We start from the raw sequence: 21,021 nt of genomic DNA, 5'->3' as shown, positions 1-21,021 counted from the left end.
TTCTCGTGCTTTCCACAATCTATTTCGCCCCTCTTTTTGCGATCATGGAGAAGGCAGCCTCTTCGAGGGAGTTTTGTCTTGAGTGACAGATACCTTTTTTGATTTTCGAAGTCTAATGTCGTAGAGATTAGGTCTGACAATTCATTCACCCGGCTCGAAATTTTCAAATGCGCCGAGTGGCGTGGGGTCGATCATGGACACTCTCTGGCATGATATTCAGTTCAGCTTCCGGATGCTCCAAAGGAAACCGGGATTTGCTGCTGTTGCAATTATCACCCTGGCCTTGGGGTTGGGGGCGAACACTGCGATCTTCAGCGTGGTCAACGCGGTCCTGCTGAGGCCCCTCTCTTACAGAGATGCCGATCAGTTGGTCGTGATCCTGCATCAGGGGCACAATCCCGTGGCAGCCGCAAATTTTGTCGATTGGAGAAGCCAGAATCACTCTTTCGAAGCCATGGGAGCGGCAGAATACTGGACTCCCAACCTGACCGGTCTTGATCAACCGGAACGTCTGTGGGCCCTGAAGGTGACTTCGGATCTGCTCCCCGCATTGGGTGTTGCACCGCGGATGGGACGTGTCTTTATCACGGAAGAGGAGGAGCGCGGAAAAGAGCGTGTCGTCGTCCTCAGCTATGGCCTGTGGCAACGGCGTTTTTCTGGTGACCCGAAGGTCCTCGGCCAGAGCCTGGCGCTCGACGGCGAGTCCTATACTGTCGTCGGTGTCATGCCGCGCGACTTTATGTTTGCCCCCTTTTGGGCCACGAAAGCTGAACTTTGGGCTCCGCTGGCCTTAGGTAATCGAGTCACGAACCGGAGCGGCAACAGCCTCCGTGTGTTTGCCCGCCTCAAATCCGGCGTCACGCTGGAGCAGGCGCGGAGTGAGATGGCCACCATTACTGGCCGGCTTGAAAAGGAATTTCCGGGGACGAACCGGGACGTGACTGTTCTCCCCTTGAAGGAGAAGGTGGTGGGGGGCATCCGACCGGCGCTCCTCGTGCTGCTCAGTGCCGTGGGTTTCGTTCTGCTGATCGCCTGCGCCAACGTCGCCCACATGCTCCTGGCACGAGCCGCTGAGCGCCAGAAGGAATTTGCCATCCGGACGGCACTGGGGGCCGGTCGATTTCGGATGGTCAGGCAGTTCCTGGTCGAAAGCCTCATGCTCGCGTTCATGGGAGGCGGTGTGGGCTTACTGCTTGCGATATGGGGCATCCGGGTTGTGGTCAGACTCAGCCCGGTGATCATCCCGCGGGTCGACACCATCGGGCTCGACGGCCGGGTCCTCGTTTTCCTTTTCGGCAGCGTGTTGTTGACCGGTGTCGGTTTCGGCCTTGCCCCCGCCATGCAGGCATCCACGCTCCCTATGAGCGAATCACTCAAGGAAGGTGGCCGAGGATCGATTGAAGGGACTCGCCACAGCAGCCTGCGCAGCCTCCTGGTGACTTCTGAGTTTGCCCTGGCGCTGATGCTGCTGGCGGGCGCCGGGCTGATGATTCGCAGCTTCTTTGCGCTTCAGGCGATCGACCCCGGATTCAATCCGCACCATCTCATGACGATGGTGGTTTCTGTTGCCGGCTCGCAGGAAACAGAACCTCACCGGCGGGCCACCTTCTACCAGGAGGCGCTTCAAAGGATTCGGGCCCTGCCCGGGGTGGAGTCCGCCAGCGTCATCAACCACCTCCCGATAGCAGGTGATCTCTGGGGGTGGCCCTTTTCGATTGAGGGGAGACCGTTGGCGCGCCCCGGCGAAGCGCCGACTGCCGTCTACCGAGTGGTTCTGCCGGGCTACTTTCACACCATGAATATCCCCATTCTGCGCGGCCGCGACCTCACTGCGGACGACATCCTGAGCGCTCCCGGAGTGGTCGTGGTCAATGAACAGTTGGTCCACGAATGCTTTCCCGGGGAGGACCCCATCGGGAAGCGCGTTACCTTCGATGATCCATCCAAAATCCCTTCGTGGGTCACCATTGTTGGAGTTGTAAAGAACGTTAAGCAACAGGACTGGGCGGGGATTCCCGAGAGTGAGATCTATCTCCCATTCCTTCAAAATCGGGCACTGCTGGAGAATTCGGCATCTCCATTCGCATACCTGACTCTGGTCGTGCGCACGACAGGAGACCCGGCTGCCCTGGCGCCCGCCCTTAAGAACGGAATCTGGTCGCTCGATAGAAACGTGACCCTTTCCGAGGTCCAAACGATGGACCAAGTCGTGGCTGAATCCAATGCGCAACCACACTTCCACCTGCTCCTGCTGGGTGTATTCGCTGCCGTTGCGCTCGTCCTGGCGGCGGTGGGCATCTACGGGGTGATAAGCTATTCGGTTTCACGCCGCACTCATGAGGTGGGTGTTCGCATGGCGCTGGGGGCACGATCCCACGATGTTCTCAAGCTGGTGGTGGGCCAGGGGCTGAAGCTGGCTTTGATCGGGCTGTCTGTCGGATTTATGGGAGCCTTCGCCCTGACACGTCTGATGGCGGGTTTATTGTATGGGGTGAGCGCAACCGATCCCGCCACCTTTTCCATCATGGCGCTGCTCCTCCTGGCAGTAGCCCTGGTGGCCAGTTACCTGCCGGCCCGGCGCGCTACCCGGATCGATCCGATCGTGGCGCTGCGGTGTGAATGAACCCACAAGCCCTAGTGAAATGAAGTCTGAATAGGCCCGGAGGGACGTCAGATTGTAGCCCCACCAGAAGCTCCGTCCCGCGTTCTGTGCCGGGCGGAGCGAGGGTGGGGTACCGTTCTCCCCAATGACATCCGAGCCCCGCTTGGGGGGCGAAAGAATATGCCGAATGAATCTTCGGACAACCACGCAATAACTCCCAGGCATGTTCCACTCCGCAATGCTTTCTCTCCACTTCCCGTTGCCCTTCTCGCTTCACAAATGAGAGGAGCCCAACTCCACCGGTTGGATTCACGAAGCGACATCGGGACACTCGAAGTTTTCCTGGCAGTCGAAGCGCCCTCGGATGGTCTCGTTTCCGCAAAAGTTGACGAATTCTTTCCGAGTGCAAGGCCTCGAATAGGACGCCAAGCACACTTGGACATGAGGACATTGTTTCGCCATGCAAGGGGGCTCTCACGATTTCTCTCATGAATACCCCGCCCTCGCCCCGCAAAAAAATGAAGCGCGGGGCTCAGGCGGGGCCACAGTCTGAGAGCCCTCCGGGCCTAAAGGGGATCTCTGGCGCGGGGCTAAGCGCCGGAGCGCAAGAGCCATCCGGGCCTAGAGCATCGGCCGCCTTGCTCGAATAGCATAAACTGGCAGAACAGAGTCAGACGTCTCTCCCTCTTTCTCCGGTCCCTTCAAGGGCGGAACAATTCCATCGTTTCTTCAGTCCATCCCAATCGAATTCAATGGAAGAGCCTAACGCTTGATTGACCCCCTTCACTTCGGAATTCAGGCCTATTTTTTCTTGACTGAGCCCGGAACCTGCCTTGCAAAAAATCAATTGACCCTGGAATCGATTCCAACCTTTATAATGCGGGCATGACAGGACCGTCGACTCGGACCGGGTTCTTCAGCATTGGTGAACTGGCGAGAGCCGTTGGGGTGAGTCCCGACATCTTGCGGCATTATGAGCGAAAGGGTGTGTTGGCTAAACCCATTCGCCTCCCTAACAGGTATCGCCGATTTCCGGCATCGGTGTTGGAACGCGTGCGCCTCGTTCGGCGTGCCCTGGCCCTTGGATTTACTCTCGATGAGTTGGCCCGAATCCTGAATGTCCGGGATCGGGGAGGTGCGCCGTGTCGGCAGGCCCGGGACCTGGCCGCGAGGAAACTCTCCGAAATCGAGCAGCGGTTTCGGGAGATGCGAATACTGCGCCGTGAGTTTCGCACTCTCTTAAAGGATTGGGACCGGCGGCTGGCCAAGACACCCACCAGGCGCGCCTACCTTCTGGAGACTCTAACGGCGAAGAAAAAAATCCGGCCGCTCGGCGCGTCCCGTTCAACCTTCTTAATGTTGCAGAATTCCAAAAGGAGAAAACAATAAGATGATCCGCAAACCACATAGCTTCTTGATCTGGGTGATTGCGATGGCCCTCGTGGCTGTCGTTCAGGTTTGGGCGCAAAAGCCGGAGGAGTCGAAGCCGGGCATGGAGAATAGTTCGATGCACCAAAAACACATGGAAGAGATGAACGCGCGCGGCAACCACGCCATGGGTTTTGATCAGGCGAAGACCATCCATCATTTCACCTTGCTGGCCGGTGGTGGTGTTATTCAGGTGGAAGCCAAGGACCCCCAAGATACCGCGAGCCGCGATCAGATCCGGATGCATTTGACCCACATCGCCAAGATGTTTAGAGAAGGGGATTTCTCAATTCCTTTTGCGGTCCATGCCCAGGCGCCATCCGGCGTTGAGACGTTGAAGCGGTTGAAGACTGAGATCGACTATAAGTATGAAGAGATAAAAAATGGTGGGCGCGTGCGAATCTCAACTGCAAACCCCGAGGGCCTTGCCGCTGTTCATGAATTTCTGAAATATCAGATTACCGAACACCAGACGGGGGATTCCTTGAAGGTTCAGTAGATTCGAGGAGGCAGTCGCTTTAGGCCCGAAGGGCTGTTGCGCCGCGGCGCATAGCCCTGTCTGAGCCCCGCGCTTCTTCTTTTTGTGGGGCGAAACGGTGTTTTCAGATCCAAGTATACCGGCTGTCCTATTTGATGTCTTGCACTCGGAAAGAGTTCTTCCTCTCTTGCGGAAAAGAGATCCTCCGAGGGCGCCCCCGCTGTCAAGAAAACCTCCAGTGTCCCGATATCGCTTCGTGAATCTGGCCGGTGGAGTTGGGCTCCACTAACTTGAGAAACGAGAAGGGTAACGGGGAGCGGAGAGAAAGCATTGCGGAGAGGAACGTGGCAGGAAATTATTGTAGGGTTGTCCGAAGATCCACTCAACAGATTCTTTCGCCCCGCAAGCGGGGCTCGGACATCATTGGGGAACCGGTACCCCGCCCTCGCCCCGCAAAAGGAAAAAGCGCGAGGCTCAGACGGGGCTACAGTCTTTCGGCCCGACGGGCCTGAGGCCATGTCATTTTCTCATGCTGTCCCCACCCTCGCTCCGCACAGAACGCGGAGCGTCAGGCGGGGCTACACGCTGAGGGCCCTTCGGGCCCAGAGCAGGGTTTCCGGTAGGGCTAGCCGCCTGGCGGGACAATCACAATCTGTTCAGGGTGAAGGCTTCTTACTTCCTGTGTTCCTGGCTTCCTAATGATAGATTTTTCTTTCCCGTGGCCGCCACAGATTCTGTTGAAAAGCCATAAATGATTTCAAGGTCTGCGATGAACGAACCGGGGGCAGTTACAGCGGGGCTTCAGGCCGTGGGGAGTTCAGGCCCCGCTGCGATCGGCGTTCCCTGGGCCGCGACGAGGCGCCATCCACCTGGCTGCTCCACATAAACGTGGGTGTACCGGCTGCTCGTGGCAAAGGAAGCGTTCGCAAACCTTCCCTTTATTCGCGTTCGGCCTGTGATCACGGCGGTCGTCTGATAGATGCGCACAAGATGCCCGGCACGCTCGATAATGTCGAACCTGAGCTGTCCTGCTCCAATGACGGCGAGCAGTGATGGCTTGGGAATCTCCGATCCGGTCATGACATCGATGAGGATGAAATCGTCGGCCAAGACCTGGTCCAGGACTTCCGTGTCGCCTTCGAGCAGGGCGTCGAAGAACCGATCCTCTGCTGCAAGTGATTCCGCTTCAGCGTTCATGTCCCCACGTTCTCCTCTCTTTATCCCGATCCTTCTACGGCTCTCAGCTGAGGTGAATGTTCAGCGGCGGAACAGGCGCCGAGGCATCCCGACCTCTCGGAGCGACGCGCAGGCGAGGTGACCCCCTACGACAGCATCAAGGCCACAACACGATCCACATGAATTTTAGTGGTATCCAGGAAAGGGATTGCATTGTATGTCATATCGCGCAGGATCAATGGCAACTCCGTTCCGCCCAGAATCAAGCCTTGAATGCCTTCCTGCTCCTTCAACCGGTCCACGATCTTGAGCAAGCGTTCCCGAGTGTGATCCCGGAAGACGCCAAGAACCAATTCGTTCATGTATTTTTCGTGAATATAATCCTGCTCCTCCACGTCGGGTACGACAAGTGTGATCCCCTCCCTGGAGAGAACATCGCTGTAGAATCGACCTTGCATGGTGAATCGCGTACCGAACAGGCCGGCTTTCCGGATCCCCCGGGCGCGGGCGGCGTCGCAGGTGGCCTCCACAATACTGACTAAAGGGATGGGGGATTGCCGTTGAAGCTCCTCAAAGACGATGTGTGGGGTATTGGAAGCCAGCAAACCCAGATCCGCCCCAGCCTGTGCCAGCTTCTTCAGTTCACCCAGCAGATACTCAGTGACTCCCGGCAAATTATCGGACTTGATCAAATCCAGCATCCTCTTCATGTCGATGCTGTTGATTAAAATCGGAGGATAACTCCCATCACGTCTCCGGTCGCGGTAAGAGGCGATGATCAAACGGTAATATTCGATGGTGGATCCCGGAGCAATACCGCCAATAATGCCAACGGTCTTCATACTCGACACCCCATTGGGAGGGCTTCCCGATCCTGATGCGGACGCAGCACCGATCTGGCGTCATAAGCGCACATGCGACCCCTCTCTTGAATGAAGCTGCATGCCTTGGTAGAGCACATCTGCAGGCATCACCCTCTTCTGGGAGCCTTATGCCTTTGACGAGCGGCGATCCTGCTCAAGGCTCGGAGAGCCTCATTCACGGCCTTTGAATCAGGAAATAGTTCCGCGACATCGGGATCGAGAATGATGATGTTAGTCCCTTCCTCATATCGCTTCGAATATTTTCCGCGTTCACCACCCGAGAAGTCGTATTCTGCGCGCATCTCGGTCACTCGAGAGGTGCGTTTACCTTTTTTCATATGTTCCGCCTTCATACGCTTTCTTTTCTTTGGGCGTTGCCTGGCGTGCGCTGATGATTCGAACCCTGTCGCCACGCTCGACGTGGACAACAACGAGCAACCGACCTCGCTTAGATAACCCGGCGAGCACCCACCGTTTCTCTCCATGCGAGTGCATGGGATCCGGAATCGTTAACGAGAGGGAATCGCCGAATGATGTCATCGCCTCTTCGAATGACACACCATGTTTTCTGCTGTTCAATTCCGCCTTCTTGGAGTCCCATTCGAATTGAAGAGCCATCCCATTTCCTGTCTTTTGCTCGGCGGTGTGGCAGCGGTGCGTCACCCGCCCACAATCTTTTGGGGGGATCGGGTGCTAGCACGGGATTGCTACCGCATTTCCATGAAGAAACTTGTCTATCCTCACGGCGTGTAATACATTGTATGGCATGAGACCTGCTATTACCATCCGCCTCGATGAGGATCTTGAACAACTGCTCGACCGAGTCTGCAAGGAGACCGGAAGGAACCGAAGTGACTTGGTTCGTGATGCCATTCGGCGGCAGCTGTCCCTGCTCCGTTTTGGACACCTGCGTCGGAAGATCTTACCCTTCGCCGAGGCCCGGGGCTATCTAACGGAAGAGGACATTTCGCGAAAAGTGTCGTGAGGGTATTCCTGGATACCAACGTCCTGGTGAGTGCGTACGCAACCCGTGGCTTGTGTTCTGACGTTTTCAGGCATGTCCTCTCCGAACCCCATTGACCATTGTTGACCCACGAGGTTCTTGGTCTCTTCTCCACAAATATCAGCCCAAGAACTAGCCTGCACGATCCACGCTATTAGATCATCATCCCTAGTGACCCCGCACAAGGTGGAGGAGTATTCCAACAAATCCCCCCATGAGCACCAGCCACGCGGAGTTCAACCGGAAACGCAGGAGCGCGAGCAAAGACGCCACGGCCAGCAGCACCGTGTCGAGATCGACGAGGGACGCTCTCCCCAGTTGCCATGTAACCGCCGCCATCAGTGCGAGTGACGCGACATTGACACCATCAAGGAATGCTCCCGCGAGCTGAGACTGGCGCAGACGCGGCACAAGCGGTCCGCTCACGGCCACCAGCAGGAAGGCCGGCAGGAAGATTCCGACGGTCGCCACGACGGCTCCTCTCAGGCCGCCGAGCACATAGCCGATAAACGTAGCCGTGGTAAAAACAGGTCCCGGAGTCACCTGGCCAATGGCGATGGCGTCGACAAGTTGGTGGTCCGTGAGCCACCCGCGTTGTGTCACGAAGTCGGCGCGGAGGAATGCCAGCAGCACATAACCGCTCCCGAAGACCACCGCTCCCATCTTCAGGAAGACGAGAAACAGTGCTCCGAGACCAAACGGGACCATCTTGGCAACCGTCCCCGCCACCCCTTTTGCGATGGGGGAAAAAGTCCGAGCAAGACTTTGTATCGCCGCAAGAGGCGCAAGAGAACACAAACTACCTTCCTTAAGCATGCGCTTCAACCAGTGAACCAGCACCATCGCAGAGCCTGCCATCAGGAGCAGCAAAAGGGGGTGCATTCCATAAAGACTCAGCGCGACAGAGAAAAGGCCGATCACGACAAGAAGCTTGGTTTTCATGGCGGTCCGTCCCAGCCCCCACAAGGCTTGGAGGATGACCGCAATGACCACGGGCTTGACCCCGTAAAGCAGCGCCGCCATGGCGGGCAGCCTACCGAAATGGACGTAGGCCCAGGCGAGGGCCGCAACCATCGCGGCAGCGGGGAGAATGAAGCAACTGCCTGCGACCAGGAGTCCCCGCCACCCCGCCTGCTGGTAACCGATGTGAATCGCCAATTCGCTGGAACTTGGTCCCGGGATGAGATTGCTCGCGCCCAGCAGGTCCAAAAATTTGTCACGGGAAAGCCACGCGCGCCGCCGCACCAACTCGTCTTCCATCAGGGCCACATGAGCCGCAGGGCCTCCAAAGGCGGTCGTGCCCAGCCGCAGGAAGAATGCAGCGAGCTCACGCAGGGGCGCGGTTTCTCGAGCAGAATGTGAATGCGACAGTTCGGGCACGGCCGTATCAGCCTTTCCCGCGTTCTCGCCTTGAGGCCAGCCACGCATCGAGGGACCAGGCGCCTGCACCCACGATTAAGAGAAAGATGGAACCCAGCAGCATCGAGTAGTCGGTTCGCGCTTCGGCTTCCATCGGCCAAAAACCACTCTTGAGGAAGATGGGGACCTTGGTCGACGCGATGGCCACGGAGATGTCAAGGATGAGAGGAATGGACGCCAGCCGGGTCAACAGTCCCACCAGCAAGAACAAACCGCATACGATCTCAATGACACCCACGAAGGGGCCCATGATGTGGGGGGCCGGAATTCCGATCCGTGCGAAGCGGCCGGCGCCCCACTGGTCCGCAAAGAAAAACTTCTTCACTCCCTCAAGAAAGAAAACGCCCCCCACCAGCAGGCGGACGATCCATGTCGCCGCCGGAGTTCCGCTTGGCAACATCTTCTCTCCGATCATCTTCGAAGACCTCCTTGGCTCCAGTCAAACTGCAGGGCTCCCATCTTATTTCATTTTTTGAAAAAACTGGATCCAATTGCCGGAATTGTCTGTCACGGTTCTTAATGTTTGATTTCAGTGGCAGGGTACTCTATCCGAAGCGCTTCCGCCTCTTGTCAATAGTATTCTCAAGCTCCTTCAAGAAGCTTCCAACGTTACAGCCCAATGGAGTCATAACAGCACCCCGATTCATCGGGGTGTCGACTGTTCACCCCTTCCATTTCTTCAACCGATTCATCGGTTTCCTCTCCTTGCCACCTCCGACCCTGAAAGGGCGTGGCTGCCGCTCTTCTCCCGATTCAGCTTGCCCAATCTCGCTAAACCGTTGAAACGGTTCCAGCTGATTTATCGAGGGTCGTTCCACCCCGATAAATCGGGGTGCTGTTGAGCAGGACAGACGAGATCCCCCGGCTGAACTCGGAGATTTCCATGTATTCCTCCCATCCATGAGGTCGCTTACCGAATGAAGTAGATCACGGAAACGACGACCCCCAGGGTAACGACGATCCATCGGAGCACGGCGGGCCGAATCCGTCCCGCCAATCGGCCGCCGAGGACCCCACCCGCCAGCGCCCCCGCTGCCATCACCAGCGCCACCCACCACACGACCTGTCCGGAAAACAAAAAAAAGGTGGCTGCTGCAATGTTGATGCTGAATGAGATGGCTTGTTTCAAAGCATTGAGGCGTGTCAGCGAATCGTCCAGCACAAGGCCGAGGACGGCCAGCACGATCACACTCACGCCGGCGCCGAAATAACCTCCGTAAATAGCGGCCGGAATGACCGGCAGGATCGTCCATTTCTCGTGGGCCGTGGCATGTGCTGCATGCTCCATGCGGCGCAGAATCCAGGCGCGGAGAGGGTCTTGAACCGCGAGGAGACCGGCCGCGAGCAGGATCAGGAACGGCACCAGAGAACGAAACATCTGCTCACTGGTGTGCAGAAGCAGAATGCCACCGGCAATCCCTCCGAGAACACCGGTAGGGAGGAGCATCCAGAGCCGCTGTTTTTGTCCAAGAAGGTCGTTTTTTTGTGCAAAGGTCGCCCCCAGGTATCCGGGGCAGAGCGCCACGGTGTTAGTGACATTGGCCGCCACCGTCGGCACACCGACTGCTGTGAGCATTGGAAATGTAATGAGCGTTCCCCCTCCCGCGAGTGCGTTCACGGCACCCCCTGCGACTGCCGCCAACCCCACCAGCACATACTCCGGTCCACTCATGATGCTCTACGTCCTTTTCTCATCACGGGTCATTGGGTCTTTGAGAATTACGTACTATACACGAACTGCGAGCCATGCCAAACTCCTTGGGACGTAATAAAGCAGACAAAACCCCTTATTCGCTGTATAGTGAATATCCACTGGCTGCTTCAAGTGGTCCGGGATCGCAACCCAAGGGTATCCCTGCCTGGTCCTTGAATCTGCAGAATTCCCGCAGAGAAGGCAAGAGATTGTCGACTGGTTCGACAAAGGAGCCTCATGGTAAGTGTGCTGACCAGACCTGAAATCCTTGTGTCGAAGATCAGAGAGATCGTCAGGATTGGTGGAAATGATAGTGCCCAGGATGAATCACGAAAATTCCACTGTAGCGACTTGGAAATCGTTCGCTCGCGCGAGGGCGAACTCCGGGCGTCCTTTCGGGGAGTGATTTGTCTGACGGCGCCCATGCCCGGAGACACTTCAGAAAGGATTCATGTGTATTGCTCCCATGACGAGTTTTTTGATCTCATCGAAAAACTGCACCGGGAAGTTAACGAAAACCCGCGAAGCCAGGCACCTGCCGTTGGGTATTGAAGTGGACATTCATTGCCAAATTTATCACTGAACCGGGTGCATCACGAAGGGGCCTTTCGAAGATCATTCTTTATCTCACCTATACCTTGAAACACTTGGAGGGAAAATGCCTTGGAAGAGTGTCAGTCATGGAAAAGTGAAGATCTCCGGAAAGATGGCGGATTGGATGGGGATTTTCCAGGGATGTTATGAAGAAGATTGTGAGATCAACAGCATTGGATTTGGTCATTACGTCCTCAAACTTATCCATCTGGTCGGAGAGCAGGCAGTCGGAAAATGGGAAAAGCAGACTCAAGGCACTCCCAAGATTACCATGTACAAATCGCTGTTTGACCGCGAAGCAAAGCCGCCCAAGTATAATGTATTGGACGCGATGGACTTTTTAGCCGAAAAGGTGGGGCCACGGGAAGCCGATTCTTTTATTGAGGTGGCCAGAAAAGAGCTGGCGCAATCTGTCCAGCGTCAGGATCAATGACGCATCGCCGCACCACGGGGCCCTGAGGGTCACAGGATCATCTCAATTAGGAAGCCAGGAATTAAGAGGCGCCTGTGGATATGACCGTCGCTCCCCCCGAACGGGGAGCGATGATTCCCGGAAAGAGCACTTCTGTTCTCCTGCTATCCTGGATTTCTAATGGCTTTTTGACACGGAGTCCCACACATTGGGACTGTATGAATCGCGCAATTGGGATCTCACCGTCTTCGCCCCCGCCTTCCCATCATCCGCTTAGTTCCTTTTTAGAAAGTTGATGAGGATGGGATTCACAATCTCAGGGTCCTCATAGTACGGGACGTGTGCCGAATCTTCGATGGGGTGAAACTCCGCCTGTGGAATGGCCTGCAATACCTTTTCGCTGACGGCAAAGGGGACATCTGTGTCGAGCTTGCCCCAGACCAGTAGCACCGGCTTATGACTCTCTCCGACGCGGCGGTATTCATCCGTATCATCACGGGTCAGGTAATGACGGATTGTGGACAGGATGGCATGTCGGAATCCCTTGTATTGCATCTGAGGCCGGTACTTCTCCACATAATCGGGAAACCGTTCGGGATGGGCGAAGTCATCCATCTGGGAAGCGGGCAATGAAGGGGCGAAGGTGACGGCCATGATGTACTCACCAACCAATGGCGCCCGGACCGGGAACGGCAGCTTTCTCCCAGCCAGATAGGCCGGATCCAACAGAGAGATACTGCGCACCAGCCCAGGGTGCCGGTCCGCAAAGGTGATGATGATCGCCCCGCCCATTGAGGCGCCCACCAAATCGACGGGTTGCTGAATCTTCAGGGCCGCGAGCAACTCGACCAATTGACGGTCAAAGAGCTCCGCGTCGTAAACCCCGTCCGGCCGGTCCGAATAACCGCGACCATAGAGATCGTAGCGCAGAACGCGGAATCCCGCGGCGACCAGGGCGTTGAAGTTCTGGTCCCAGAGGTAATAGGGGACCGAAAACCCATGGACCAGAACAAGGGTTCGCGCGCTGTCAGGTCCCGCCAGTTCGTAGTGCACATAGCCGTCGGACAAGCGCACAAAACTCCCGCCGGCTGCCTTCCTCATCGCATCGTTCAACTCCCGCGTCTCAAGATCGTGATGCAGATAGTTTGCGGCCAAGTAAAATGTGAGACCGGTAAAGAGAATCCCGACCAGCGAGACACAAACCTTGAGGATGCTCAAGCGCTTCTTCATGGGTGACTCCAAGTTTCGGGCATTGTACCAAACTCAGAATCAACTTCTCATCATTTCATATGACAGGCTGTCGGCCTGCAACGGCAGGGGTGTACAAATCCGGTCCCACGCGGCACCCCCCTTTAATAAACATCAAATTGAAACTCACGCCGGATCAGTCCGTCCGGGCCGACGGTCTACAAGGGGGATCCAATGAACAAGAGCAGTGATCAACGGAAGAACCTACCAAGGCGTTTGCGTCGACTTCAGTTCGTTTGGGCACGGAACCCGTCCCCACGCTATTACCTGACTCTCTGTGTGGAAGGGCGTCTCTGTGTTTTGGCGAATAAACCAATGGACGAGCGGATGGTGTCGTTCCTGCTCGACAGCCCGAAACGTTATGAATGGTGGCCGACGCAATACATGTTGATGCCCGACCACCTTCACCTCATTGCCCATCAAGGGCACCATGGCACTGCGCTCGGTCAATGGATCAAGGCACTGAAGGCTGTGACGGGTCAAAGGAATTTCAAGTGGCAAGAGGGCTTCTTTGACCACCTCATGCGCCGCGATGAGAGCGAGGCAAAGAAATGGGAGTATATACGCCAAAATCCGGTTCGGGCGGGGTTGGTTGAGCGCCGGGAAGATTGGCCTTACGGCGGTCGAATCGTTTATGGCGAGAATGGGGTGAAGATATTGCGCGGCGGGAAATGATAGTTGTCGACCACCCGTCATGGCGGAACACCAATTGCTTGGGAAAGAATGAAGCTAAGCACCGGGTCAGCGGACCGGGCATACAACAGAAGGACTGGACAGGCCCGCCCTAACGAGGCTTTCTTGAATTTGTTGTAGGCCGCGTGCCCCCATGCGGCGCACCCTCCCACGGATGGAATCAGTTTGGATGATTATATCGCAACTCGTCGCCGGGTCGGGGGACCCGGCCTACAACAGCAAGATAGCGAATTGCCGGGGCTTGGTCTCAACAATCTTGGCCCGTCATCTTGCCCGCGCTCGGTGCAACCGGTTGCTGGGCGGCGTCCCTCGGTCCTGCGCCCCACTTCAAGCCTCTGAGATGTGTCAAGCACACATGCCTTCCGTATCGTTTTGCGAGGATTAGGATGACGGCGATGGCCATTAGATTGACCAGCTGGACGACGGTGAACACGGCGTCACGGATCATGACAGCATGGATCAGAAACAGGGCAGAGGAGATACACCAAAGAGAATAAGCCTTCAGACTGATGCCGGCGGAGCAATGTTCCTTGTGTAAATGGATAATCTGCGGCACGTAGGCGCTGGCCACCACTGCCGTCCCGGCAAAGCCCAGGATCTCAGGAACGTTCGTCATTCAATAGCCCGCAAACTCCTCATCCCGAATGGAGGCTTCACTGATTGCTGCCTCGACGAGCAAGGCTTGCATGACCGCCCCCACGCCGGGAGGACCCGCGATGTAGTAAATCGGCGCGGCCAAGCCGTCAATGAACATGCCCAGCATTTGGTGGTACACAAACCCCCTCTCGCCGGACCACATCTGCAGCGATTTCTCCATCGCGGTCATGGTTCTCACAAACGTGAATTGCGCATTCTGCCGGGCGAAGCTACCGCCGTCAGCCTGCGAGCTCGAAGCGCCTACAACGATTTCAGATATTCGACCAAGTCCTTCTTTTCCTGTTCGCTCAGGCTCAAGCTGAACAACTGGTTATAGTGTTCGACCACATCACGCAGCGCTGCAAATCGCCCGTCATGGTAGAAGCCGCCCTTGGCATGGCTCCAGAGACCGGCCAGCGGAGCGGTCCGGTACATGTGCGTCGGCGAGCGGTCCGCCTGAAAGGAATCCACACCTATTTCGGTGGGTGCATGGAGATTGTTCCCAGGCTCAGTAAATAACGGCGGGACGTGGCATTCGGAGCATTTTCCTTTGCCGTTGAAGATTGCCTTCCCCTGAGCCGCCGCGCTCTTGTTGAAGCTGCCATCCACAGCTTTCGGCGCCGGGATGGCCAGCTGGTAAAAGTGGAGTGCGGCGAGCTTCGAGGTGACTTCATCTGGGATCCCGCGCGTGTTACCGGACCCGCTCTTTGCAGCCACCGGATACTGCCCCGGATTGTTCAGTCGGGCGTCGAAGAATGTGCCTGAGCCGTGCATTTCTGTGGCAGCGACATACGCATTCCAGTAAGTTACAGAGCCGAACCCCGTCCATGTATGCAGGTTCACGCCGGCCAGCCCAAACGCCGGGGGAATCAAAGTACAGGCCCGCTTGCCATCCGGCCGGAGAGCCTTTCCATCCTTGTCCAGCTCGGCGTCAAAGCACCCTGGACCCCAGCTCGCAAGGACTTTCTTGAGAGTCTCGACATCCATATCAAGCAGGTCCGTGAAGGGCTTTGGATTAGGGGCCAGGGAAACGATCGCGCCAACGTTCAAATCGCGATTCGCCCAGCCGTCCAACCGCTTTCCGATTCCCGGCGCCAACGAGTCGTCCACGGTAGCATGACAGAAAGCACACTGAATCCCCATCGAGCGAAGATTCCCTTTCGTGTCAAAAAGTCCTGTCACTCCGACAACGGCATTGAGCTTTAGTAATGCCAAGGTCGTGGCGGGATCGTCGAGGTTGACCTTTCCCTGTTTGAGCTGTTGCTGGAGCGAATCAGGCAAAGCATCCGCGTCGACCTTCAGGCCGACGGACAGGGCGGTCTTGGGACTCACTCCGTCGCCCACCCCTCCATTCTTTACGCCTGCAATCGCACGGTGCAGCTGTAAGGCATCGCCCCAGAAGGCCTCGCTTCCGAACGTGTCATAGCGAAAGATTTGTCTCCCCTTCTCCATCATCTGTTGCGAATTCTTTAGGATCGTTTCATCGAAACCGGGGACTTGTGCACTCTCTTTCTGCGCCGCTCTCCCTCGCGGAGATCCGAGGGCAAAGCAGACCAGGAAACAAGCAAGGATGATCAAGAAAGCTAATTTCTTATTCATTGCCAGAGCCTCCTCCTTTGGGATTTCACTCTCAAGTCGGCCTTTATTTCCGTTCGGGATGGAATCCGTCGGGGCAGAATTTAACACTCTCGCCAATGCGAGTCTGTTACTTGGGTAACTAATGGGAGGAGTATGCGATAGGTCGAAACGGACCGGCCCTCAACCGCCGTAGCTTTCGAGAGCCTTGATGTCCAGGGTCAGGTGGCCGTGGTTCGAATAGCGCACCATGCCACGACGGCGCAAAAAATTGAGCGCCGTTGAAACCCTTTCCCGGCGAGCTGCCACAATCTGCGAGATTTCTTCCTGCGTGAAATAGGTCGGAATGTCCACCATGTGTCCCGAGCGATGGCCGATCTTCGCGGCCAATTTAAGCAGGGCCTTAACCAGTCGATGAACGATGTCATCCACCGCCAGGGTGTTGACTTGCTCGTAGGCTTCGATCAGCGCCCCGCAAAATACTTCCACCAAACGATCCAGCAAGTCAGGCTGCTTTCGCAAAACTTCGATCACTTCGTTGTATGGGACCGGAATGGCCTCGGTGTCTTCCAGCGCTACGGCCCTGTCCGGTCTTTCGTGCTGACATGCACAGAGTTCTCCGACGACATCTCCACCTTTACGAACATCGTAGATGAGTTCGTGGCCGTCGGCAGTAATCGTTCCTAGTTTGACAAATCCGCTCACCAAGAAGAAGAAGATTCTGTCCTTCTCTCCCACATTGTAGATGACGTCGCCCTTTTTGAAGGTGGTCGCCTTCCGGTTAGGCAGGATCGCATCACAAAACTTGCCGCGAAAAATACCCGCCAAGGCGGATGAAACGGTCGCTTGACGGATAGCGAGATCATCACCAGAAAAAGCCAGATCGTTCGGCTCGAAGACCGTCGGCTTCCCAGCGTGATCACCAAAAGTCGGCACCAAAGGTTTTTGCGACATCGTCTGTCTCCACCCGGGCACTTTGTCGAACCCTATCACTGTGTTTTCAACCTGTCAATCATCCGAATCGCGCAATCTGAAATGTGATGAGAGATGAGATCGTCGCGCAATCTTCCATTCGCATGTCAAAGCGATGGGCATCAGACCCGGCTGGACATTTCTGATCGGCACATCGCCTGTGGCGGATCGAGTGGGTGCCATCCCGCTACGACGAGGCTGGACAAGCCCGCCTTAACGAGGCTTTCTTGAATTTGTTGTAGGCCGCGTGCCCCCACGCGGCGCACCCCCACGGATGGAATCTTATTGGAGAATTATCCTGCAACGCACCGCCGGGTCAGGGGACCCGGCCTACAACGCGAGGCAAATCCCAATGACCATCCTCTGGGACATCCGGCACGACGCTTGGATTACTGAACCCGTGACAACTCCTGATCCAGCACCTCGCGGACTTTGTGCAGCAGGATGCTGGGGGTGAAGGGCTTCTGAAGGAAGCTCATGTCCGGATCAAGCCGGCCCTGGCGCAGGATGGCATTATCGGTGTAACCCGACATATAGAGCACCTTAATCTTGGCGAACAGCGGTTCGATCCGGCCGGCCAACTCTCGCCCCGTCATGCCGGGCATGATGACGTCGGTCAACAGCAAATGAATGGTCCCCTCGTGTGTTCGGCAAATTCGAAGGGCCTCTTCGCCATGGGCCGCCTCCAGGACCTGGTAGCCAAATCTGTTCAACGTTTCAGTGGCCAATTTGCGTACCAGCGCATCGTCCTCCACGATCAAGATCGTTTCCGTGCCCCGGGAGGCTTCTTCTCCCTTTGGGTATCGGGCCACCGGTTCGATGGGTTCATCGACACGAGGCAAATAGATTTTGAAGGTCGTCCCCTCCCCGGGTTCGCTGTAAACCGAGATACTTCCCCCGCTCTGATTGACAATTCCATAGACCGTCGAAAGGCCCAAACCCGTTCCCTTTCCCGTCTCCTTGGTCGTGAAGAAGGGCTCAAAGATCCGCAACCGAATGGCCGGATCAATCCCGCAGCCGGTGTCGCTGACCGACAGCATCACATAGGGACCGGGTTCGACATCCACATGAGTGCCGGCGTAATTCTCGTCGAGTTCGACGTTGGCCGTTTCGATGGTCAACTTTCCCCCTTTGGGCATTGCATCGCGGGAATTGACGGCCAGATTCACCACCACCTGCTCGATTTGGCCCACATCGGCCCTGATTTGGCCCACCTTGGGGTCTAAGAGCGTGACGAGATCGATATCCTCGCCAATCAGCCGGCGGAGCATCTTGTCCAACTCCCCGACGACTTGATTCAGATTCAAGACCTTCGTTTGAAGCATCTGTTTCCGGCTGAAGGCGAGGAGTTGACGAACGAGGGTGGCCGCGCGCTCTCCCGCGTTACGGATCTCCCGGACACTGGAGCACAGGGGATCGTTGGCCTTCAACTTCGTCTCCATCATCTCGGAATACCCGAGAATCGCCGTGAGCAGGTTATTGAAGTCATGGGCCACTCCTCCCGCCAGTCTTCCAATGGCGTCCATTTTTTGCGATTGCCGGAGTTGTTCCTCCAGACTTTTTCGTACTGAGAGGTCTTCCTTGATGGCCAGGAAATGAGTGATGTCGCCCTGGGCGTTCTTGATGGGAGAGATCGTGGCATATTCCCAGTAGAGCTCGCCATTTTTCTTCTTGTTATGAAATTCGCCGCGCCAATCATGGCCGCTGGTAATGGTTTTCCACAGCTCCTGGTATTTTTCCGGGGATAGTTCGCCGGATTTCAAAATGCGGGGATTTTGTCCCAGGGCTTCTGCCGACGAGTACCCGGTGATTTGAGTAAATTTGGGATTCACATACTCGATGTTCCCTTGCGTATCGGTAACGACCACCGAGTCCGGACTCTGTTCCACGGCACGAAAAAGCTTGAGACGTTCCTCCTCCGCCCGCTTGCGCTCAGTTATATCTTCTTGAACAGAGATCCAACAATCCTTGCCTGAAATTTCCATTCGGCTAATCCGGGCTGAAGTGACAAAGTGCGTCCCATCTTTCTTGGTGTTCAGGCATTCTCCCTCCCACAGCGACCCGGTCTGGAGTCGATGTGCAATCTCGTCATGGAGCTGCGCACTCTCTTCGGCTGAACAATGATGCAAGATGGACGCATGTTCTCCGATCAACTCTCCTGGCTCATATCCGAACATGGCGTTGAATCGGGGGTTGGTGAACGTGATATGGGTTCCCTCTTCCGTGACGCACACGCCTTCAACCATGTTCTGGAGCACTTGTGCCTGCGTTTTGAGTGCTTCCTCCGCGCGCTTGCGCTCCGTGATGTCCTCAACGGTCCCTTCATAGCACATTACCGCACCGCTTGCATCGCGAAGGGTGCGAGCGTTCACTGAGGTCGAAATCCGGGTTCCGTCTTTCCGGCGGGTCTGAATCTCCAGATCTTTCACATAGCCACTTACCTCCAGGAGGCGCTTGAACTCTGCCCGCTGGTTGGAATCGACGTAGAGTTGATGTCCAATGTCGGTTATGGAGGACATCATTTCCTCAGGGGACTCGAACCCATGGATCCTGGCGAGGGCCGGGTTGACACTGAGGTAACGACCCTCCGGGGTCGATTGAAAGATGCCTTCGATGGTGTTCTCAAAAATGGAGCGATACTTGTTCTCGGCCAGTCGCAGCGCTTCCTCTCCGCGCTTGCGCTCGGTAATGTCTTCCGACGTTCCGACCACGCCCACGACTTGTCCGTTCTCCAATAGGGGAGCAAGACTGAAGGAGATGGTAATGGTTGTCCCATCTTTCCGGATGAGATCAGTCTCGTACTGCGAAATGGAAATTCGGTCGGTCACCAGCCGCTTAAACTGCTCCACAAGGCCAGGCAAAACCTCAGGTGAGTAAAGCCGGTGAAATGACATCCCGATGAATTCGTCCGGCTCGTAGCCGGTGATCCGGGATGTTCGCTTGTTGGCGAGTGTAAACTTCCCCTTCAGGTCAACGGCGAAAATCGAATTGGTGGCGCTTTCCATGACCCTGTCACGGAACTCATGGCTGCGCCTCAGGGCTTCTTCCGCGCGCTTTCGGTCTGTAACATCGCGGGCCACACTATGAATGAAAGGAACCTCGTTGATGAGGATGCGGCGATTGTTGAATTCGGTATCCACCTTGCTGCCGTCTCTTCGCAAGACCTTGGCCTCGTCCACAATATCCACACCCACCATGATGCGGTCGTGATATTTCTCATAAGCCTCGAGATCACTCGGCTCATGGAGATCGGGAATTCGCATGCCCAGGAGTTCCTTCCTCGAATATCCCGTCAATTCGCAGGCGGCCTGGTTGACGGCAATAAATCTCGACTCGGCATCACTGATGAAGATGGCATCCCGTGAGCCTTCAAAGATCGCTTCATACCAGGCCAAGGCTTGCTTCAAGCTCTCTTCCGTCCGCTTGCGGGTTGAAATATCGCGATAGCTGACCACGATCGCCCGGATACTGGGTTCATCCACCATATTACAGGCGACCCCTTCGATCCAGAGCCAGGAGCCATTCTTATGCTTGAATCGATATTGCGCCGTTGCCCTGTCACCCGGCGTATTCACCAGTTCCGTCAGGATCGCCAGTGTAAGCTCCCGATCGTCCGGATGGATGAATTCGAGCACGTTTCGGCCGACCAACTCCTCTTCCTGGTAGCCGATGACTCGAGCGGAAGAAGGCCCGGCATACAAGAAGGTCCCCTCGGGAGCCACCAGGCAAATGGTGTCCGAACTATGTTCGATCAAGGTGCGAAAGCGCTTTTCATTGTCAATCAGGGCCTGTTCGGCCCGGCGTTTCTCCTCCTGCGCTTTTTTTTGCTCCAGCGCATGACCGACGGCCTGGCCCAATCGAGCGAGGCGGTCTTTGAGCAGGTAATCAGAGGCGCCTGCTTTCAAAACGGAAACTGCAAGGTCTTCTCCGATGGATCCTGAGACGAGAATGAAGGGAATATCCAATCCCCGTTCTCGCAACAGTCGAAGGGCGCGAGTTCCGTCGAATTGGGGGAGTTTGAAATCGGCAAGGATGATGTCCGGTGCAGGACTGAGATGGGTCAGGAAATCCGCTTCGGTATCCACGCGCTCCCATTGGGGGTCGAAGCCGGCGTTGCGCAACTCATGCAATATGAGTTCAGTGTCAGAGACACTGTCCTCCAGCAACAAAACCTTGATTGGGACAGACATCGGTCACCTCGGGGTTTCTAATTCGATTCGCTCGACCTC

General features: G+C 56.2%; 19 protein-coding genes. 7 read left to right on the top strand and 12 right to left on the bottom strand.

Translation table 11 applies throughout. The features are described 5' to 3' along the window. Nucleotides 1–193 precede the first annotated feature (193 nt). The 3 genes from LAO21_15970 (at nt 194) to LAO21_15960 (ending at nt 4,529) form a co-directional block, all read left to right on the top strand. The gene (locus LAO21_15970) at nt 194–2,623 is read left to right on the top strand and encodes an ABC transporter permease (protein MBZ5554214.1); all 2,430 of its coding nucleotides are present in this window, start codon (nt 194–196) and stop codon (nt 2,621–2,623) included. 864 nt (nt 2,624–3,487) lie between these two features. Beyond that, a complete protein-coding gene (locus LAO21_15965) occupies nt 3,488–3,991 on the top strand; it encodes a heavy metal-responsive transcriptional regulator (protein ID MBZ5554213.1) in 504 nt (167 codons plus the stop codon). 1 nt (nt 3,992) lies between these two features. Next, complete coding sequence (locus tag LAO21_15960; protein MBZ5554212.1) at nt 3,993–4,529, top strand: hypothetical protein; 537 nt, start codon at nt 3,993–3,995, stop codon at nt 4,527–4,529. A gap of 780 nt (nt 4,530–5,309) precedes the next feature. Here LAO21_15960 and LAO21_15955 read toward each other — a convergent pair. The 3 genes from LAO21_15955 to LAO21_15945 all read right to left on the bottom strand — a co-directional run bounded on the left by LAO21_15955 (nt 5,310) and on the right by LAO21_15945 (nt 7,165). Further along, nucleotides 5,310–5,705: a nuclear transport factor 2 family protein gene (locus LAO21_15955; GenBank protein ID MBZ5554211.1), complete on the bottom strand. Its 396-nt coding sequence runs from the start codon at nt 5,703–5,705 to the stop codon at nt 5,310–5,312. 125 nt (nt 5,706–5,830) lie between these two features. Then, entirely contained in the window at nt 5,831–6,526 is a 696-nt protein-coding gene (locus LAO21_15950; GenBank protein MBZ5554210.1) for an amino acid racemase, read from the bottom strand. A gap of 345 nt (nt 6,527–6,871) precedes the next feature. Continuing rightward, nucleotides 6,872–7,165: a BrnT family toxin gene (locus LAO21_15945; protein MBZ5554209.1), complete on the bottom strand. Its 294-nt coding sequence runs from the start codon at nt 7,163–7,165 to the stop codon at nt 6,872–6,874. A gap of 148 nt (nt 7,166–7,313) precedes the next feature. Here LAO21_15945 and LAO21_15940 point away from each other — a divergent pair, with 148 nt between their 5' ends. After that, a complete protein-coding gene (locus LAO21_15940) occupies nt 7,314–7,532 on the top strand; it encodes a ribbon-helix-helix domain-containing protein (protein MBZ5554208.1) in 219 nt (72 codons plus the stop codon). Between the two features lie 186 nt (nt 7,533–7,718). On the opposite strand, the gene chrA is transcribed toward LAO21_15940, so the two are convergent. The 3 genes from chrA to LAO21_15925 form a co-directional block, all read right to left on the bottom strand. After that, the gene (gene chrA / locus LAO21_15935; protein ID MBZ5554207.1) at nt 7,719–8,978 is read right to left on the bottom strand and encodes a chromate efflux transporter; all 1,260 of its coding nucleotides are present in this window, start codon (nt 8,976–8,978) and stop codon (nt 7,719–7,721) included. After that, on the bottom strand, nt 8,938–9,384 hold the full coding sequence (locus tag LAO21_15930) for a DoxX family protein (protein ID MBZ5554206.1): 447 nt from the start codon (nt 9,382–9,384) through the stop codon (nt 8,938–8,940). Before LAO21_15930 ends, chrA begins: the two co-directional genes overlap by 41 nt. Before the next feature lie 495 nt (nt 9,385–9,879). Next, nucleotides 9,880–10,644: a sulfite exporter TauE/SafE family protein gene (locus tag LAO21_15925; GenBank protein ID MBZ5554205.1), complete on the bottom strand. Its 765-nt coding sequence runs from the start codon at nt 10,642–10,644 to the stop codon at nt 9,880–9,882. Between the two features lie 288 nt (nt 10,645–10,932). Here LAO21_15925 and LAO21_15920 point away from each other — a divergent pair, with 288 nt between their 5' ends. After that, nucleotides 10,933–11,214, top strand: a complete 282-nt coding sequence (locus LAO21_15920) for a hypothetical protein (GenBank protein ID MBZ5554204.1) — start codon at nt 10,933–10,935, stop codon at nt 11,212–11,214. 136 nt (nt 11,215–11,350) lie between these two features. Beyond that, a complete protein-coding gene (locus LAO21_15915; protein MBZ5554203.1) occupies nt 11,351–11,689 on the top strand; it encodes a hypothetical protein in 339 nt (112 codons plus the stop codon). A 252-nt stretch (nt 11,690–11,941) separates the two neighbouring features. Here LAO21_15915 and LAO21_15910 read toward each other — a convergent pair whose 3' ends face one another. After that, entirely contained in the window at nt 11,942–12,898 is a 957-nt protein-coding gene (locus LAO21_15910) for an alpha/beta hydrolase (GenBank protein MBZ5554202.1), read from the bottom strand. Between the two features lie 192 nt (nt 12,899–13,090). On the opposite strand from LAO21_15910, the gene LAO21_15905 reads away from it, so the two are divergent. Next, nucleotides 13,091–13,591, top strand: a complete 501-nt coding sequence (locus tag LAO21_15905) for a transposase (protein MBZ5554201.1) — start codon at nt 13,091–13,093, stop codon at nt 13,589–13,591. 265 nt (nt 13,592–13,856) lie between these two features. Here the strand turns inward: LAO21_15905 and LAO21_15900 are convergent, their stop codons facing one another. From LAO21_15900 to LAO21_15880, 5 genes are all read right to left on the bottom strand, one after another. Next, entirely contained in the window at nt 13,857–14,225 is a 369-nt protein-coding gene (locus tag LAO21_15900; GenBank protein MBZ5554200.1) for a PQ-loop repeat-containing protein, read from the bottom strand. Beyond that, nucleotides 14,226–14,444, bottom strand: coding sequence for a hypothetical protein (locus tag LAO21_15895; GenBank protein MBZ5554199.1), 219 nt, complete (start codon nt 14,442–14,444; stop codon nt 14,226–14,228). Between the two features lie 62 nt (nt 14,445–14,506). Then, on the bottom strand, nt 14,507–15,844 hold the full coding sequence (locus LAO21_15890; GenBank protein ID MBZ5554198.1) for a hypothetical protein: 1,338 nt from the start codon (nt 15,842–15,844) through the stop codon (nt 14,507–14,509). A 159-nt stretch (nt 15,845–16,003) separates the two neighbouring features. Beyond that, nucleotides 16,004–16,774, bottom strand: coding sequence for a Crp/Fnr family transcriptional regulator (locus LAO21_15885; GenBank protein ID MBZ5554197.1), 771 nt, complete (start codon nt 16,772–16,774; stop codon nt 16,004–16,006). Nucleotides 16,775–17,181: 407 nt separating this feature from the next. Beyond that, entirely contained in the window at nt 17,182–20,982 is a 3,801-nt protein-coding gene (locus LAO21_15880) for a PAS domain S-box protein (GenBank protein MBZ5554196.1), read from the bottom strand. Between the last annotated feature and the right edge of the window lie 39 nt (nt 20,983–21,021).

Source organism: Terriglobia bacterium, from assembly GCA_020073085.1.
In the GTDB taxonomy this organism is placed as follows: domain Bacteria; phylum Acidobacteriota; class Terriglobia; order JAIQFV01; family JAIQFV01; genus JAIQFV01.
Note: the sequence above shows the minus strand (reverse complement) of the source record. Positions and strands in the feature narration are given on the sequence as shown.

Coding starts and splice junctions, on each gene's coding strand:
- LAO21_15940 (MBZ5554208.1), top strand. CDS start 7,314: ATGAGACCTGCTATTACCATCCGCCTCGATGAGGATCTTGAACAACTG.
- LAO21_15960 (MBZ5554212.1), top strand. CDS start 3,993: ATGATCCGCAAACCACATAGCTTCTTGATCTGGGTGATTGCGATGGCC.
- LAO21_15890 (MBZ5554198.1), bottom strand. CDS start 15,844: ATGAATAAGAAATTAGCTTTCTTGATCATCCTTGCTTGTTTCCTGGTC.
- LAO21_15965 (MBZ5554213.1), top strand. CDS start 3,488: ATGACAGGACCGTCGACTCGGACCGGGTTCTTCAGCATTGGTGAACTG.
- LAO21_15910 (MBZ5554202.1), bottom strand. CDS start 12,898: ATGAAGAAGCGCTTGAGCATCCTCAAGGTTTGTGTCTCGCTGGTCGGG.
- LAO21_15930 (MBZ5554206.1), bottom strand. CDS start 9,384: ATGATCGGAGAGAAGATGTTGCCAAGCGGAACTCCGGCGGCGACATGG.
- LAO21_15970 (MBZ5554214.1), top strand. CDS start 194: ATGGACACTCTCTGGCATGATATTCAGTTCAGCTTCCGGATGCTCCAA.
- LAO21_15955 (MBZ5554211.1), bottom strand. CDS start 5,705: ATGAACGCTGAAGCGGAATCACTTGCAGCAGAGGATCGGTTCTTCGAC.
- LAO21_15880 (MBZ5554196.1), bottom strand. CDS start 20,982: ATGTCTGTCCCAATCAAGGTTTTGTTGCTGGAGGACAGTGTCTCTGAC.
- LAO21_15900 (MBZ5554200.1), bottom strand. CDS start 14,225: ATGACGAACGTTCCTGAGATCCTGGGCTTTGCCGGGACGGCAGTGGTG.
- LAO21_15905 (MBZ5554201.1), top strand. CDS start 13,091: ATGAACAAGAGCAGTGATCAACGGAAGAACCTACCAAGGCGTTTGCGT.
- LAO21_15945 (MBZ5554209.1), bottom strand. CDS start 7,165: ATGGCTCTTCAATTCGAATGGGACTCCAAGAAGGCGGAATTGAACAGC.
- LAO21_15950 (MBZ5554210.1), bottom strand. CDS start 6,526: ATGAAGACCGTTGGCATTATTGGCGGTATTGCTCCGGGATCCACCATC.
- chrA (MBZ5554207.1), bottom strand. CDS start 8,978: ATGCGTGGCTGGCCTCAAGGCGAGAACGCGGGAAAGGCTGATACGGCC.
- LAO21_15885 (MBZ5554197.1), bottom strand. CDS start 16,774: ATGTCGCAAAAACCTTTGGTGCCGACTTTTGGTGATCACGCTGGGAAG.